General features: G+C 70.1%; 16 protein-coding genes. 13 read left to right on the top strand and 3 right to left on the bottom strand.

What is annotated here, in order from left to right; genetic code table 11:
- The first annotated feature begins 26 nt into the window (after positions 1 to 26).
- From ABD154_RS04005 to ABD154_RS03970, 8 genes are all read left to right on the top strand, one after another.
- Positions 27 to 1,682: a PucR family transcriptional regulator gene (locus tag ABD154_RS04005; protein ID WP_344250217.1), complete on the top strand. Its 1,656-nt coding sequence runs from the start codon at positions 27 to 29 to the stop codon at positions 1,680 to 1,682.
- Between the two features lie 91 nt (positions 1,683 to 1,773).
- The gene (locus tag ABD154_RS04000; protein WP_344250215.1) at positions 1,774 to 3,678 is read left to right on the top strand and encodes a dihydroxyacetone kinase family protein; all 1,905 of its coding nucleotides are present in this window, start codon (positions 1,774 to 1,776) and stop codon (positions 3,676 to 3,678) included.
- Entirely contained in the window at positions 3,675 to 4,130 is a 456-nt protein-coding gene (locus ABD154_RS03995; protein WP_344250213.1) for a ribose-5-phosphate isomerase, read from the top strand. The genes ABD154_RS04000 and ABD154_RS03995 overlap by 4 nt, the downstream gene beginning before the upstream one ends.
- Positions 4,131 to 4,133: 3 nt before the next feature.
- The gene (locus ABD154_RS03990; protein ID WP_344250211.1) at positions 4,134 to 4,931 is read left to right on the top strand and encodes a triose-phosphate isomerase family protein; all 798 of its coding nucleotides are present in this window, start codon (positions 4,134 to 4,136) and stop codon (positions 4,929 to 4,931) included.
- On the top strand, positions 4,928 to 5,683 hold the full coding sequence (locus tag ABD154_RS03985) for a GntR family transcriptional regulator (protein ID WP_344250209.1): 756 nt from the start codon (positions 4,928 to 4,930) through the stop codon (positions 5,681 to 5,683). The genes ABD154_RS03990 and ABD154_RS03985 overlap by 4 nt, the downstream gene beginning before the upstream one ends.
- A 49-nt stretch (positions 5,684 to 5,732) precedes the next feature.
- Positions 5,733 to 6,677 (top strand): sugar phosphate isomerase/epimerase family protein, encoded by a 945-nt coding sequence (locus ABD154_RS03980; protein WP_344250207.1) that lies wholly within the window; start codon positions 5,733 to 5,735, stop codon positions 6,675 to 6,677.
- Positions 6,674 to 7,477 (top strand): SDR family NAD(P)-dependent oxidoreductase, encoded by an 804-nt coding sequence (locus tag ABD154_RS03975; protein WP_344250205.1) that lies wholly within the window; start codon positions 6,674 to 6,676, stop codon positions 7,475 to 7,477. The genes ABD154_RS03980 and ABD154_RS03975 overlap by 4 nt, the downstream gene beginning before the upstream one ends.
- A 25-nt stretch (positions 7,478 to 7,502) precedes the next feature.
- Positions 7,503 to 8,387 carry an NAD(P)-dependent oxidoreductase gene (locus ABD154_RS03970; protein ID WP_344250203.1) on the top strand — a complete coding sequence of 295 codons (885 nt, stop codon included), beginning with the start codon at positions 7,503 to 7,505 and terminating at the stop codon, positions 8,385 to 8,387.
- Positions 8,388 to 8,448: 61 nt separating this feature from the next.
- Here ABD154_RS03970 and ABD154_RS03965 read toward each other — a convergent pair whose 3' ends face one another.
- On the bottom strand, positions 8,449 to 9,240 hold the full coding sequence (locus ABD154_RS03965) for an enoyl-CoA hydratase/isomerase family protein (RefSeq protein ID WP_344250201.1): 792 nt from the start codon (positions 9,238 to 9,240) through the stop codon (positions 8,449 to 8,451).
- A 70-nt stretch (positions 9,241 to 9,310) separates the two neighbouring features.
- A complete protein-coding gene (locus ABD154_RS03960; protein WP_344250199.1) occupies positions 9,311 to 10,501 on the bottom strand; it encodes a CaiB/BaiF CoA transferase family protein in 1,191 nt (396 codons plus the stop codon).
- A gap of 151 nt (positions 10,502 to 10,652) precedes the next feature.
- Here ABD154_RS03960 and ABD154_RS03955 point away from each other — a divergent pair, with 151 nt between their 5' ends.
- Genes ABD154_RS03955 through ABD154_RS03935 form a run of 5 tightly spaced genes read left to right on the top strand, consistent with a single transcriptional unit; the run spans position 10,653 to position 15,609 of the window.
- Complete coding sequence (locus ABD154_RS03955) at positions 10,653 to 11,381, top strand: GntR family transcriptional regulator (RefSeq protein ID WP_344250197.1); 729 nt, start codon at positions 10,653 to 10,655, stop codon at positions 11,379 to 11,381.
- Between the two features lie 58 nt (positions 11,382 to 11,439).
- A complete protein-coding gene (locus tag ABD154_RS03950; RefSeq protein ID WP_344250195.1) occupies positions 11,440 to 12,411 on the top strand; it encodes a tripartite tricarboxylate transporter substrate binding protein in 972 nt (323 codons plus the stop codon).
- An 8-nt stretch (positions 12,412 to 12,419) separates the two neighbouring features.
- Entirely contained in the window at positions 12,420 to 13,463 is a 1,044-nt protein-coding gene (locus ABD154_RS03945; protein WP_344250193.1) for a 4-hydroxythreonine-4-phosphate dehydrogenase PdxA, read from the top strand.
- 16 nt (positions 13,464 to 13,479) lie between these two features.
- Entirely contained in the window at positions 13,480 to 14,082 is a 603-nt protein-coding gene (locus tag ABD154_RS03940) for a tripartite tricarboxylate transporter TctB family protein (RefSeq protein WP_211978388.1), read from the top strand.
- Positions 14,083 to 14,091: 9 nt separating this feature from the next.
- Entirely contained in the window at positions 14,092 to 15,609 is a 1,518-nt protein-coding gene (locus tag ABD154_RS03935) for a tripartite tricarboxylate transporter permease (RefSeq protein ID WP_211978389.1), read from the top strand.
- Positions 15,610 to 15,624: 15 nt separating this feature from the next.
- On the opposite strand, the gene ABD154_RS03930 is transcribed toward ABD154_RS03935, so the two are convergent.
- The coding region (locus ABD154_RS03930) for an aldo/keto reductase (RefSeq protein ID WP_344250189.1) at positions 15,625 to 16,343 on the bottom strand (719 nt) is incomplete at its 5' end.

Here is a 16,343-nt window from a genome sequence, read left to right as displayed (position 1 = left end):
GTGCACAGTGCTCGTAGATTCAGCGCATGAGACTCATCGACCTCATCGCCGACCCGATGCTCCGGCTCGAACTCGCCACCCCGAGTTCACAGGAGCGCCTCCAGACGGCGATCGGCGCCGCTGTGGCCACGGAGTCCATTGATCCCGCCGCTTACCTCACGCCGAGCACGCTCGTCCTCACCACCGGAATGGCGCTCAACTTCGACGATGCTCGCATCTGGGACGGCTATGTCGAACGGCTGGTCGCCGCCGGCACGGCGGCGATCGCGTTCGGAGAAGGGAAGCCGCACCAGCAGGTGCCACACGGACTCATCGATGCCGCGGACGCCCGCGGCCTGCCGATTCTGCTCGTCCCGCCCGATGTGCCGTTTCTCCGCCTCCAGAACCTCGTCCTCCGCGCTCTTTCGGAGGACGAACATCAGGCATCGCATCACGCCTGGTCGATCGCCGAGGAGTGCACGAAGCTTGCGGCCGAGGGTCTCGAATTCGCCCCGCTGCTCGAACGCGTCGCGTCTCGCATCGGACATGCTCTGCGCGTGGTCGACGATGAGGACGCCGTCTTCGTGTCCACCGACCGCATGCCCGGCTCGGACCGCTCCGCAGGGAGGACGTCCGACTCCGCTCCCCTGCTCTCGCTGCCACTCAACATCGGCGAGGACGAGCAATGGCACCTGCACTGCCTCGACAGCCCGGGGCCGAGCACAGTGCAGTCCGGGACTCCGGCGCCGGTGTTCACTCCCGCCACACTGCGCACCGCACTCACTCCCGCGGCCGCGATCCTGGGAATGGTGCTCGCTCGCAGCCTGAGCATCGGTCTGCCGCGGAGCGAGAAGACCGATGCTCTTCTTGCGGCCCTGCGGCAGACGGGCAGCCACGCATCCGCGGAGATCATGACAGCGCTCGCGGACCTCGGCGTCGACAGCACGACGGGCATGCGGATGCTCAGCGTCCGCGCTCGGAGTCCGATCCGCCGTCACCTCCTGACCTGGCGTCTGATGCGGATTCTCCACGATCACGTCGTCGTCTTCCCGGTGGAGACCGAGCGCACCGTCCTGCTCCTGCTGGCCCCGTTCTCCGCGGTGCGATGGTCGGCGTCGAAGCCGACCGACCCGCCCCGGAACGGCTCGGAAACCTCGGCCGCAGCCGGCCTGCCTGCTGCCCGCAACGGCCGTGAAGTACGGGAATCCGAAACCCATCTCGACGAACTCGTCGAGGCGGTGAATGCGGAAGCCGGAGACAGCGTGCTCGTCAGCGAAGCCGTGCGTCACACCTCGGCGCTGTCACTGTTCGTCGGTCTCCACGTCGATCCGGCGAGCCCTGACGACGATGCGCCTGAGCATGCCGCCCCTGCGCCGCCCTCACACCGAGGGTCTGCCGGAGTTCGCTTCCTCGGCCCGCCACGACTGAGCGACCTCGGCCTCCTCGTGCCGCCCGCCCATTCCACGGCCATCGCCGAGGCAGTGCTCGGTCCGATTCGCGGGCGCAGAGACGAAACCGCTCTGCTCGACGCTCTGGCGGCGTTCGTCGATTCGCCGTCCGTGGCTCGGGCGGCCGCTCGGCTCGGCGTCCATCGGAACACAGCCCGCTCACACCGCAGAGAGCTCGAGGATGCACTCGGGATGGATCTGGCGAACGGGGAGGATCGCAGCATCTGCGCAGTGGCACTGTCGCTGATGCCCTGACGCGTCGACGTCCGCGCAACCCCCGGGGTCTTGCGTCCGGCAAATAATCCTATAGGATCTTTGAAATAGGAACTGGTTCGAAGGGGAGCTCGTGGCCCGATTGTTCAATGACCCGAATGACTTCGTCGCCGACATGTCACGCGGACTCAGCCTCGCCGCCGCGCGCTGGGTGCGTGCGGTGCCCGGCGGGGTCGTGCGCTCGACCCGCGCTCCCGCGCCGACCGTCTCGCTCGTCATCGGCGGCGGCAGCGGACACTTCCCCGCGTTCTCCGGTCTCGTCGGCCACGGCCTCGCCCACGGCGCGGCGATGGGCAACGTCTTCGCCTCCCCGTCGACGAAGCAGATCCTCTCCGTCGCCCGCGCGAGCGACCAGGGCCGCGGCGTCCTCTTCAGCTACGGCAACTACGCCGGCGACGTCCTCAACTTCGACCAGGCCCAGGAGCAGCTGCGCGCCGAGGGCATCGACACCCGCACCGTCGTCGTCACCGACGACATCTTCAGCGCCCCGGCCGACGAGATCGACCGCCGCCGCGGCATCGCCGGGGACCTCGCCGTCTTCAAAGTCGCCGGAGCCGCCGCCGAGGCGGGACTCGACCTCTCCGAGGTCGAACGCCTGGCCGCCTCGGCGAACGACCGCACCCGCTCGATCGGCGTCGCCTTCTCCGGCTGCACCCTGCCCGGCGCCGACGCTCCCCTCTTCACCGTCCCGGACGGCCGCATGGCAGTCGGCCTCGGCATCCACGGGGAACCCGGCATCGACGACGTCCCCCTCCCCACCGCATCGGAGCTCGCCGATCTCCTCGTCACCCGACTCCTCGCCGAGGCGCCCGTGACCTCGGGACGGGTCGTGCCCATCCTCAACGGCTTGGGCACCGTGAAATACGAGGAGCTCTACCTCCTCTACGGGCTCATCGACCCGCTCCTGCGCGAGGCCGGACTCGTCATCGTCGACCCCGAGGTCGGCGAGTTCTGCACGAGCTTCGACATGGCCGGCCTCTCCCTCACCCTCGTGTGGCTCGACGACGAACTCGCGCCCCTCTGGGACGCCCCCTGCTCCTCGGCGGCCTTCACCCGCGGCGCCCTCGGCCTCACCCACGAGAGAGTCGAGGACGACGACGCGACGACGGCAGACGCGGGAGATCGAGACGCCGCGGCCCCAGACACCGCCGCGCCCGACACGTCCGCGCCGGCAGCGGCGGCAGGCGGCGATGCCGGCAGTCCCCGCCCCACCGCCCGGTCGCGGGCGCTCGGCCGGGAGATCGCAGCGGTCCTCACTCGCATCGCCGTGTCTATCGATGACGCCGCGGACGACCTCGGACACCTCGACAGCATCGCCGGCGACGGCGATCACGGGATCGGCATGCAGCGCGGCTCGAAGGCCGCTGCCCTCGAAGCCGAAGCGGCCGCCGCCCACGACCAGTCGGCCGGCGCCGTCCTCCGCGTCGCCGGTGAGGCCTGGGCCGACGTCGGCGGCGGCACCTCCGGCGCCATCTGGGGGCGCATCCTCAGCTCACTCGCCGCAGCCGTCGACGACGACCCCACCCCCGAGGGCGTCGCCGCCGTGCTGGCGACGACCCTTGACGACGTCCGCGCGTTCGGAAGGGTCGAGGTCGGCGACAAGACCCTCGTCGATGCGCTGGCCCCCCTGGCCGACGAATTCGCCGAGGCGGTCGCCGAAGCCGCCGCACCCGGCCGGGACAGCGTCGCCCCGGACAACCCCGCCCCAGACAGCACCAGCCCGCTTCCCCTCATCGCCGCGGCAGCCGCCCGCGCCGCCCATGCCGCCGACCGCGGCGCCGACTCCACCGCCGACCTCGTCGCCCGCCGCGGCCGCGCCCGCTCCCACGGGGACAAGAGCCTCGGCACCCCCGACCCCGGCGCGGTCTCGCTCGCGATGATCGCCTCGGTCGTCGCCGAGGAGCTCACCCGCCGCGCCGCCCCACTGACGACATCACCGCCCCTGGCACCGACCGAACGAAAGGCAACCCGATCATGACACTGCGAGTGGTCGTCGGCTCCGACGATGCGGGGTTCGACTACAAAGAGGTCATCAAAGCCGACCTCGAGGCCGATGAGCGCATCTCCGCGGTCACCGACGTCGGCGTCGACGCACAGTCGCACACGTTCTATCCTTCGATCGCGACCGCCGCCGCGGAGATCGTCGCCCGCGGCGACGCCGACCGCGCGATCCTCATCTGCGGGACCGGACTAGGCGTGGCGATCGCGGCGAACAAGGTCAAGGGCATCCGCGCGGCTACCGCCCACGACTCCTTCAGCGTCGAACGCTCCGTGCTCTCCAACGACGCCCAGGTCCTCTGCATGGGCCAGCGCGTCATCGGCGTCGAACTCGCCCGGCGCCTGGCACGCGAGTGGATCGGCTACACGTTCGACCCGACAAGCGCCTCGAACGACAAGGTCGCCGAGATCAGCGCGTACGAGTCCCGCTGACCCATGGACGACGCGGTCACCTCTCCCCTGCCCGATCGGCTCCTCGGCACCAGCCTGAAGATGTACTTCGGCCACCGGCAGACCCTCGACTGGCTCGCCGAGGTGACCGCGCTGACCCGTGACCACCCGGCGCTCACCTCGGGCGCGGCAGGGCTCTTCCTCCTCCCGCAGTTCCCCTCGATCCCGGCGTGCCTCGAGGCCGCAGGCCGCGTGCTCATCGGCGCGCAGAACGTCGCCGCCCACGACTCCGGGGCCTGGACCGGCGAGGTCTCGGCCGCCGTGCTCGCCGAACTCGGGTGCCGGTTCGCCGAGATCGGGCACGCGGAGCGCCGCCGTCACTTCTCCGAGACCGAGGGCCTCATCAGGGAGAAGACCGCGACCGCCCTGCGTCACGGACTCATCCCCGTCCTCTGCGTCGGGGAGGTCGAGGCAGTCCCGGCTGAGGAGGCCGCCGCCGAGGTGATGGTCCAGATCCGCTCGGCACTGCCGACCGCGACCGCTGACCTCCCCCGCCCGCTCACCGTCGTCATCGCCTACGAACCGGTGTGGGCGATCGGGGCCGCCGATCCGGCGGATGTCGACCACATCGCCGCGGTGTGCACCGTCGTGCGCTCGCGCACCCGCGCCCAGTTCCCCGGCCTCGACTTCCGTCTCATCTACGGCGGCAGCGCCCGCCCCGGACTGCTCACCCGCCTCGGGGCGGCCGTCGACGGCCTCTTCCTCGGCCGCTTCGCCCACGACCCGGCAGCGGTCCCTGCGATCCTCGACGAGCTTCCCGACGTCATTAAGCTGTCCCCATGAGTTCACTCCCCGAGATCCGCCGCCCCGACATCGAGAGGCGAGGCCTGCGCGACCACGTCTACGACCACATCCTCGAGATCCTCCTCACCGGTGAGCTGACCGCCGGCGAGCGCGTGTCGATCGACGGCCTGGCCCGGCTCCTCGACGTCTCCCCGACCCCGGTCCGCGAAGCCCTCGTCGACCTCGAGCGCACCGGCCTCGTCGTCCGCGAAGCCCTCCGCGGCTACCGAGTGGCACCGCCGCTCGACCGCGGACAGCTCGACGAGCTCTTCGTCGCCCGCGAAACTATCGAGACCGCGGCGACACGGCTCGCCACCCCCGCCGACGCCGCGTTCCTGCGCGCACTCGAGGATGCCCATGCCGACCACGAGCAGGCCGGGACCCGCGTCCGCGAGGCCGCGCAGACCGCCGCGGACTCCGCCGAGGATCCCGACGCCGCCCGCCGCATCGAGGTCGCCGCCGCCCAGGACTACTACGCGAAGGACCGCGCCTTCCACAGCGTCATCCTCGAAGGCTGCGGCAACCGGTACCTCATGAAGATGTCGTCCGACCTCGGCGCCCAGGTCCACCGCCTGCGCCAGGCCCTGCCCCACGGCATCACCGACGTCGACGAGGCGATCGCCGAACACCGCGCGATCCTCGACGCCTTCGCCTCCCCCGACCCCACCGCCCCCGAGGCCGCGATGCGCCACCACCTGCGCATGGTCGCCCACCGCGCCCTCGTCGAGGACCCGCAGCCACCCGACGCCTGACCCGGCCCGGGACGAAGAGGAGTCCCGGCATGAAGAAGAGTGAGGACACATGAGTATGATCGCCTGCTGCATGCACGGCTTCTCCCCCGTCGACCGCGACGGCCTCGCCCTTCACGATGCCGACCCCACGGCCTGGCAACGCGTCGCCGAAACCGTCGCGGGTCTCGGATTCACCGCCCTCGAGATCGCCGACAGCCACATCCGACCCGGCGACCTCACCCCGCAGCGGCGGGCCGACCTGGCCGCCGCAGCCGCCTCGGCGGGAATCGACTTCGCCGCCGTCCACGTCCAGCGCCGGTCCGTCATCGACCCCGCGCACGGCGAGGACAACCTCGCCTACGCCCACCGGACGATCGACGCCGCCGCGGAACTCGGCTGCCGGGTCTACTCCACCGGACTCCACCAGCCCTTCACCCCCGCGCAGAAGCGGGCGCTGTGGTTCTGGACGGCACCGGGCTGGACCGACCCCGACGATCCCGAGATCCGCGCGCTCGCCGTGACCCGGCTGCGTGAGCTCGGCCGTCATGCCGCCGAGGTGGGACTGCCGATGTCGCTGGAGATGTACGAGGACACGTACCTCGGCACCGCCGCCTCCGCCGTCCGCCTCATCGAGGAGATCGGGCTCGACACCGTCGGCCTCAACCCCGACATCGGCAACCTCATCCGCCTCCACCGGCCCATCGAGGACTGGCGGGAGATGCACGAGGCCACGCTGCCGTATGCGAACTACTGGCACATGAAGAACTACCAGCGCGACGAAGCGGCCGACGGCTCGTGGTTCACCGCCCATCCGACCACCCTGCGCGACGGCCTCATCGACTACCGCGCGATGGTCGCCCGCGCCGTCGAGCTCGGATTCGACGGACCGTTCCTCATGGAGCAGTACGGCGGCGACAGCCTCGGCGTCTGCGCGGAGAACCGGACGTACCTCGCAGGCCTGCTCGCCACCTCACCCCGCCCCGCCGCGCCGTCGACGAAAGGTGCCACCCCATGACCGAATCCGCCCAGACCGGATCGGCCCAGCCCGGGCCTGAGTTCCCCGCCGAGCGGACCGCCGTGCTCACCGGCGTCGGCAGCGCCAACGGCATCGGCCGGCACACCGCCCACCGGCTCGCCGAGGCCGGCTGGAACCTCGGGCTCATCGCCCGGCGGGAGGACGAGGCCACGGCACTCGCCGCCGAGCTCACTGCGGCCCACGGGATCGCGGCACGCGGCGCCGGGGTCGACGTCACCGATTCGACGGCCATCGCCGAGGCGGCCGCCGCCTTCGAATCCGACCTGCCCCAGATCGTCGCGCTCGCGAACTTCGCCGGCGTCTCCTCCTCGGTGACCTACTTCGAGATCACCGACGACGAGTGGACCCGGGTCATCGCGAACAACCTCACGGCCACCCACCTCGTCACCCAGGCCTTCGGCCGGATCATGGCGTCCAACAGGCTCGGTCGGATCGTCGGCCTCTCCTCGGTGACGGCGCAGAAGGGCGGCGGCACGTTCTCGAAGACCGCGTACGCCGCAGCGAAGGCGGGGATCATCGGGCTGATGCGCGGGGTCGCCCTCGAACTCGGTCCGCACGGGGTCACCGCGAACACCATCGCCCCGGGACCCGTCGACACCGACATCATGGGCGGTCCCCTCGACGACGCGCGCCGTGACGCGATGGGGGCGGCCACTCCGCTCGGGCGCATCTCCGTGCCCGAGGACGTCTCCGCGACCGTCGCGTTCCTCATCAGCGAAGGCGCCGGCCACATCACCGGCCAGACGCTGAGCATCAACGGAGGCCTCTACTTCCACTAGACCCCACCGATCCATTGGAGGATCCATGTCCGAGCACGTGACGTTCCTCGGCCTCGGAGCCATCGGCCTGCCGATGGCGCTGCGCCTGCACGCCGCCGGTCTCACCGTCACCGGTGTCGACCCCTTCCCCGGTCCGCGGGAGCGTGCCGCCGCGGCGGGGCTGACGACCGCAGCGCAACCACTGGCGGCGGCGACGGCCGGCACCGTCATCGTCATGGTCGCCGACGGCGCGCAGCTCGAGGCCGCCCTGACCGGCGACCCGAGCACCGACACCCCCGGACTGCTCGCGCTCATGCCGGAGGAGTCCGTGCTCGTCATCATGAGCACGGTCGGCCCCGACGCCGTGCGCCGCGCCGCCGAGTCCGCCGCCGCCCACGGCATCGCCGTCCTCGACGTGCCCGTGACCGGCGGCATCGCCGGGGTCCGGTCCGGCACCCTGCGCCTCCTCGCCTCCGGTCCGACCGCGGTGCTCGAATCCCGCCGGTCCGTGCTCGAGGCGCTCGGCACGCTCATCGACTGCGGTGAGCGGGTCGGTGACGGTCAGGCGTACAAGGCGGTCAACCAGCTGCTGTGCGCCGTCCACATCGTCGCCGCCGCCGAGGCCCTGTCCCTGGCGGATCGGCTCGGCCTCGACGAGGAGTCCGTGCTCGCCGCGATGACCGCCGGTGCCGGGCAGTCGTGGATGCTCGGCGACCGCGGACCGCGCATGCTCGAGGGCCTCGAGGCCCCCGTCGCCAGTGCCGTGAGCATCTTCGTCAAGGACACGGATCTCGTCGCCGAGGTGGCCGCCGACCTCGACATCGACCTCGCCCTGCTGCCGGTGGCCGGGAGGAAGTTCGCCGAGGCGGCTGACGCCGGTCTCGCCCGACGCGACGACTCGCAGGTCATCCGCACCTACGACCCGCAGTGAGCGGCGCGGCCGGGGCGCGGGAGGGGCCGCCGGTCGCCGCGAGCCGCTCAGCGACGCAGGCTCAGCGTCCCGTCCACTCGTACGGGGTCTTGGCGATGAAGGCGCCGACGGCGTTGTGGAAGTCCTCGGAGCCGTAGATCCGCTCGATGACATCGGCGTCGTCGATCGACCCGCCGGAGTCCGAGAGGCGTCGGACGACCTCCTTGACCGACCACATCGTCAGCGGGGCGTGCCCTTTGAGCGTCTCCGCCCACTCGGCCGCCGCCGCATCGACATCGTCGGTGACGAGGCCGAGGAACCCGGCGGTGTGCGCCTCGTCGGCCTCGATGAGGCGGGCGCGCAGGAGCATGTCGACGACGCGGCCGCGGCCGAGGAGCTCGATGAGCAGGCTCAGGGTGTCCCCGGAGAGGCAGTTGCCGAGGGTGCGGGCGATCGGCACCCCGAACCGTGAGGTCGGCGAGGCCACCCGCAGGTCCGCGCACGCGGCGATGCCGAGTCCCCCGCCCACGCAGTAGCCGTCGATCGCGGCGATGACGGGCACGTCGACGGCGCGCAGGCGGGTGAGCACCTCGGAGATCCGGTGTTCGTAGGCGACGCCGGCGGGGCCGTCGAAGTCCGTGAACTGGGCGATGTCGGTGCCGGCGACGAACGCCCTGTCACCGGCGCCGCGCAGCACCATGACGCGCACCGCCGCGTCGGAGTCGGCCTCCTCGCACGCCTCGGCGAGGCCCATGTACATGTCCCACGTCATCGCATTGCGCGCCGCGGGTCGGTTGAAGGTGATCGTCAGGACACCGTCGTCGAGGTCGACGAGGAGGTCCTCGGTGCTCGTCTCGGGGGCATAGTCGGTCATGGTCGAGCTCCTTTGCTCGTCGTCGTGGTCACCCGGGACGCTGGGTCCGGGCGCTCGTCAGTCGTCTCGCTCATTGTCCCCTGAGCTTCGTCAGCTCCTCGGGCGTGAACCCGAGGTCGTCGAGGAGCGCGTTGTCGGCTCCGAGGGAGGGGCCGGCCGGACCGCGACGGGCGGGGGTGCGCGAGAGGCGCATCGGCGAGCCGATCTGCCGCACGGTTCCCGCGACCGGGTGGTCGGAGTCCCAGTAGAAGTCGCGGGCCTGGAGATGGTCGTCGGTGAAGACCTCGCCGTAGTCGCTGATCGGCGCGCACGGCACTCCGGCCGCGTTGAGGACCTCGACGATCTCGTCGGTCGTCATCGCCTGCGTCTTCTCCTCGACGCGGGCGATGAGCGCCTCCCGGTGGGTGAGACGGTCGTAGGACTGCTCGAATCGCGCGTCGTCGAGCAGGTCCTCGAGTCCGAGGGCGGCACAGAACCGCTCCCAGTTCCGCGGGGTGTTCGCCCCGACGGTGACGAACCCGTCGGCGGAGTGGACCGCCTGGTAGGGCGCCTGGTTCTGGTGTGCCGAGCCGTTGGGGCGCCCGATCGTCCCGTCCGTGAAGTACGCGGCGGCCTCCCACACGGCGTAGGAGACTCCGCTTTCGAAGAGGGAGACGTCGATGTGCTGTCCCTGACCGGACCGGTCCCGTTCGACGAGTGCTGCGGTGACGGCGAGGGCCACGTACATCGCGGCGGTGAGATCGCAGATCGGCACCCCCACCTTCGCCGGCGGGGAGTCGGGGAACCCGGTGATGCTCATCAGCCCGCTGCGGGCCTGTGCCATGATGTCGAGGCCGGCGAGGGGCGCCAGCGGCCCGTCCTGCCCCCAGCCCGACGCCGAGGCGTAGACGATGCGGGGGTTGCGCGCGGCCACCTCCTCGTACGAGGTGCCGAGGCGGGCCATGACACCCGGGCGCATGTTCTCGACGACGACGTCGGCGCGCTCGACGAGGCGCATGAACGCCTCCCGACCGGTCGGGTCCTTGAGATCGAGGGTGATCGACTCCTTGTTGCGGTTGAGGAGCATGTTCGGCACGCTCTCTCCGCTGACGTACGGGCCAGTGCTGCGCGTCTGGTCGCCGCCGTCGGGGTTCTCGATCTTGATGACCCGGGCGCCGAGGTCGGCCAGCTGCATCGTCGCGAACGGCCCGGCCATGAAGACCCCGAGCTCGAGGACCGTCACCCCGGCCAGCGCTCCCCCGCCTGTCGCATTCTCGTTCATGAGATCTCCTCACATCGCCATCGATCCTGTAGGAATCACCGACCACCGAGTCGCTGCGAGGCGACACTTCGCCGAAACACCCCATTGATTCGTGCTGTGATCCGCGTTACAGTCTTTGCACTACTGTATACAAAAGAGGATCTATTCAAAAGTGTCGACTCTCCTTCCCTCCCAACCCAGCCTGTCGGTGCTGGCACGGCAGGCTCTCGAACGCACCATCCTCGAAGGCAACTACCTTCCCGGTGAGCGTCTCGTCGAGGAGCGCCTGTGCGCAGAACTCGGCATCTCCCGTCCGCCGCTGCGCGAGGCGCTCAAGGAACTCGCCCACACCGGACTCGTCGAGCACACTCCCCGCAAGGGGGTCCGCATCATGTCGATCACCCAGCACGACGTCTTCGAGATCGCCACCCTGCGCCGCGAACTCGAATCGATGGCGCTGCGCCTCGCCCTGCCGACCCTCGTCCCCGACCGGGTCGCCCGGTGCGAGGCGGCGCTGGAGACGATGCGGGAGATCGCCGACTCCGGGTCCGAGGGCGACATGGTCGCGGCGGGCTTCGAGTTCCACTACGCCGTCGTCGGCCTCGCCGGCCACGCCCGCATCGAATCGACGTACCGGGCGATGGCGATGCAGCTGCAGATGTGCATGGCCCTGAACAACCAGGCGCGCCGGGAGATCGAGGATCTCGACGGCAACGTCGCCCGGCACGCCCACATGCTCGAGGTCATCCTGCGCGGCGACATCGACGAGATCGAGACCGCACTCGACAACCACGGGAACCTCTCGTTCCTCATCGACGTCGTCGACCGCCTCGACGGGGCGACTCCCGAATCCGACCGCTGGCTCGAGGAGGTGCGTGCCTCATTGCCCACCGCGGAGTGACCCTCGCTCCGGCACCACCGGCACCACCGATCTGGACGTTCTGTCAAAGGAGATGGACATGCATTCGAAGAAACTGCTCACCGCTGCCGCCGTGGCCGGCACCCTGACGCTCGCCCTCAGCGCGTGCGGTCAGGGGTCCTCGGGCTCATCAGACGGAGGCTACGAGCCTCCCGGCAATGTCACGATGATCGTGCCCTTCGCCGCCGGCGGCGGCAGCGACATCGCCGGTCGCGCGACGGCCTCGGGTCTCGAGGAGGCGACCGGCAAGACGATCACCGTGCAGAACATCGACGGCGGCTCCGGCGCGGTCGGGTACTCGGAGTTCCTCGGCCGCAGCGGGGACCCGAGCTACCTGCTGGCGACGGAGACGGCGATGCTCGCCCTGCCGGCGACCCAGGACGTCGAGTTCACGTACGAGAGCTTCACGCCGATCATGAAGCTCGGCGACGACTACACGCTCATCGTCACGAAGGCCGACTCCCCGCTCAACACGTGCTCGGACCTCACCGACAAGGCGCAGAACGAGCGCACGGTCGTCGCGATCTCCGGTGCCACCGGCCTCGACAACATCACCTTCACGCTCATGGAGAAGGCGACCGGGGCGAAGTTCGACCGGGTGCCCTTCGAATCCGGCGCCGAGGTGATCACCGCCGTCCTCGGCGGTCAGGTCGAGGCGATCTCCGTCAATCCCGGCGAGGTCACCGGTCAGCTCGAGTCCGGCGATCTCAAACCGCTGTGCGCGGCCGCCGAGGAGCGCTACGAGTACGACGCGCTCAAGGACATCCCGACGGCGAAGGAGCAGGGCATCGATGTCGCGTTCGCCCAGTTCCGCGGCGTCATCGCCCCTGGCGACATTCCCGACGAGGCGAAGCAGTACTGGATCGAGCAGTCGCAGAAGTTCGCGGAGTCCGAGGCGTACACGAAGTACATCGAGGACAACATGATGCAGCCCAATGTCGCCTACGGGGACGACTTCACGACGTACCTCGGGGAGAACGACCAGGAGCTGCGTGAGGCGATCGGACAGTGAGCGCCGAGATGACCGCGACACTGCCCCGCCCTCGCCTCGTCTTCGTGCCCGGCGACCTCTCCGGGGTCGGCCCCGAGCTGCTGGCCCGGCTGCTCGCCGACCCGGAGAACCGCTCACGGGCCGATGTCCTCATCACCGCGACGCCCGAGGAGCTCGAGGCCTTCGCCGACACCGCCGGGGTGACCGTGCCCGACGTCGATGCCATCGAGTTCCTCGGCACCGCCTACGACGGTCCGGAGATTCCGCCCGGAGTGGTGAGCACGGCAGCCGGCGAGCGGGCGCTTTCCGACCTCGGCACCGCGCTCGACCTGTGGACGGCCGGGCGCGCCGACGGCGTGCTCTTCCTCCCGCTCAACAAGGGCGCGATGGGGCAGGCCGGGATGACCGAGGAGGATGAGCTGCGGTGGTTCGCCAAGCGCATCGGCTTCACCGGCTTCACCTCCGAACTCAACTTCATCTCCTCGCTCGTCACCGCCCGCGTCACCTCCCATGTGCCGGTGTCCCGGATCGCCGCGGGCATCCGCGCCGGCCGGGTGCTCGAGACGATCGAGCTCCTCGACCGCGTCGTCCGGGAGACGCGGACACCGACACCGAGGCTGGCCGTCTGTGCGCTCAACCCGCACGCCGGCGAGGGCGGGAAGTTCGGGCGGGAGGAGATCGAGGACATCGCCCCGGCGATCGAGCTGGCACGCACCCGCGGCATCGACGTCGAGGGGCCGTTCCCGTGCGACACGCTCTTCGGCCGGGCCGCCGGCGGCGACTACGACGGGGTCGTGACGATGTACCACGACCAGGGGCAGATCGCGATGAAGCTGCTCGGCTTCGACCAGGGGGTGACCGTCCACGGCGGTCTGCCCATCCCCATCGCCACCCCCGCCCACGGCACGGCGCACGGGATCGTCGGCACCCGCACCGCCGATCTCAGCCCGAGCCAGCACGCGTTCGACCTCGCTGTGGCGATGGCCGCCTCGCGCCGGGACACGGCCACCGCGGACACCGCGACGACCGGGGCGACCGGGGCGACCGCCTCGGCGCCGGCCGAGACGCGATGAACGGAATGGAGGAGACATGAACACGGTCACCGCGAAGAATCCGCCGCGCAACAGACCGGAGGTCTCCGACGTCATCGGCACCGCGATCCTCGGGGTCGTCGGCGCCGTGGCGGCGGTCATGGGGATCGGCTACGGGCTGAGCGTCGACAGCGGCGAGGTGGGTCCGGGGCTGCTGCCGTTCCTCACCGGCACCTTCATCTTCCTCGCCTCGGTGGCGGAGATCTTCCGCCTCTTCTTCGCCCGCGTCGGGACCTCGGGCGGACGGATCATGTCCGCCGTCGAGGACATCGAGGCCACGGCCGCGGAGTCGATCGACTCCGCCTCCGAGGCGGTCTCGGCCGACGGGGACGAGGTCGACACGTTCGGTCGCACGGAGAAGCAGCGCAACCGCGCGCCGTTCGTCATCTTCGCGACCTTCGGCGTCGCTCTCGCCCTCGTTCCGGTCCTCGGCCTCATCATCGCGCTGTCCCTGGCGATCCTCTTCCTCCTCATCGTCGTGGAGAAGCAGAAGTGGTGGACCTCGGCGGCGGCGACGATCGGGGCCGCCGTGTTCGTCTACATCGTCTTCGGCCTCGTCCTCTCGGTTCCCATGCCGACGGGGATGCTCGGCCTGATCTGAGGAGTGCTCATGATCGACAATCTCATGCTCGGGCTGGAGACCGCAGTCAGCCCGGAGAATCTGCTGTGGTGCTTCGTCGGCGTGCTGCTCGGCACCGTCATCGGCCTGCTGCCCGGCCTCGGATCGACCACCGGTGTCGCGATCCTCCTGCCCGTCACCCTCACCCTCGACCCGGTGACCGCGCTCATCATGCTCGCCGGCATCTACTACGGGTCCCAGTACGGGTCGTCGATCAGTTCGATCCTCATCTCGACGCCCGGCGACTCCTCGAGCGTCGTGCTCACGATCGACGGCTATCAGATGGCGCGGAAGGGCAGAGCCGGAGCGGCTCTGGCGATCTCGGCGCTCGCATCGTTCTTTGCCGCCATCGTCTCCCTCATCGGCCTCATCGCGCTCGCCCAGCCGATCGCCCGGTTCGCCCTCAACTTCGGTCCGGCCGAGAACCTCGCGATCATCCTCCTCGGCATGGCGACGATCGTGTCGTTCGCCGGGGAGAACATCCTGCGCGGCATCACCATGGCCGCGGCCGGGCTGCTCGTGTCGATGGTCGGGGTCGCCTCGGGATTCTCCACGGCCCGATTCACGTTCGGCAGCGTCAATCTCCTCTCCGGCCTCGACTTCGTCGCCGTGATGATCGGCATCTTCGCCGTCGGTGAGGTCCTCCACCAGATCCGCCGAGGCGGGGAGAAGCCCATCCGCGCCGGTTTCCGGGATCTGCTCGTGACGAAGGAGGAGCTGCGGCGGGCGTTCCCGTCGACGGTGCGCGGCACCGGGCTCGGGTTCACCGTCGGAGTCCTGCCGGGCGCCGGGGCGACGCTCGCGACGTTCCTCGCCTACGGCGTCGAGAAGCAGGTGAGCCGGTTCCGGCAGTTCATCGGCAAGGGCGCACCCGAAGCGGTGGCGGCTCCGGAGGCGGCGAACAATGCGGCCGCGAACGCGAGCTTCATCCCGACCCTCGCCCTCGGCATTCCCGGCAGCGGCACGACGGCGGTGCTCCTCGGCGCGTTCGTCATCTTCGGTCTGCAGCCGGGCCCGCTGCTCTTCCAGCAGGAGCCGGACCTCGTGTGGGGTCTGCTCGTGAGCTTCTTCTTCGGCAACCTCATCCTGCTCGTGCTCAACCTGCCGATGGCGCCGGTGTTCGCGCAGATCCTGCGGATCCCCTACGTCTACCTCTATCCGATCGTGCTGATGATGAGCTTCATCGGGGCCTTCGCGCTCGGCAACAACATGTTCACCCTGTGGATCGTGTTCTTCTCCGGGCTGCTCGGCTACTTCATGAAGCGCTTCGACTTCCCCGCCGCGCCGTTCGTCCTCGGCCTCGTGCTCGGCCCGCTGCTCGAGAAGTACCTCGTGCAGACCTCGGCGCTGGGCAACGGCAGCCTGCTCATCATGTTCCAGCAGCCGCTCTCGCTCATCCTCACCCTCGCGGCGCTCGTGGCACTCGCCTACCCGCTCGTCGCCGCGGTCATCCGCAACCTGCGGACCCGGCGGGCGGATGCGAAGGCGCGGGAGACCGTGACCCGCTGAGTTGCCGGCGGTGAGTCACATCTCTTCGTGCGTGAACGGGTCCCGGTCCTTCATCCGGCCGCGCTCGAGTCCGGAGATCGCGGCCACCTCGGCGGGGGTGAGGCTGAAGCCGAAGATGTCGGCGTTCGTCCGCTGGCGGGCCGGGTTCGCGGACTTCGGGATCGGGATGCTGCCGATCTCGACGTGCCAGCGCAGCACCACCTGGGCCGGTTCGACGCCGTGGGCGGCCGCCGCCTCGGTGATGGGGTCTTCGGCGAACAGTCCGCCGTCGCGGTAGAGCGGTGACCAGGATTCGGTCTGGACGCCGATCGACCGGTGGAAGTCGACGAGCGCAGTCTGCGGGAAGTACGGGTGGAGCTCGACCTGGTTGACGGCCGGGGTCACGCCGGTGGCCTCGATGAGCTCGGTGAGCATGTCCGCGGTGAAGTTCGAGACGCCGATCGATGTCACGAGTCCGCGGTCGCGCAGTTCGATGAGGCCGCGCCACGTGTCGACGTACTTGCCGACGCTGGGGTTGGGCCAGTGGATGAGGTGGAGGTCGAGTCGGTCGAGGCCGAGTCGGGCGAGGGATTCCTCGGTGCTCGCGATCGCCTCGTCGAAGCCGTGGTGACGGCCGGGGATCTTGCTCGTGACGAAGAGGTCCTCGCGGGGGACGGGGCTCTCGGCGATCGCACGACCGACTTCGCGTTCGTTCTGGTAGTTGACCGCGGTGTCGAGCAGTCGGTAGCCGCCGG

The sequence above is a fragment of the Brevibacterium sanguinis genome, assembly GCF_039528855.1.
GTDB lineage: Bacteria > Actinomycetota > Actinomycetes > Actinomycetales > Brevibacteriaceae > Brevibacterium > Brevibacterium sanguinis.
The sequence above is the reverse complement of the archived record's forward strand: the minus strand, read 5'-3'. Positions and strand labels throughout refer to the sequence as shown.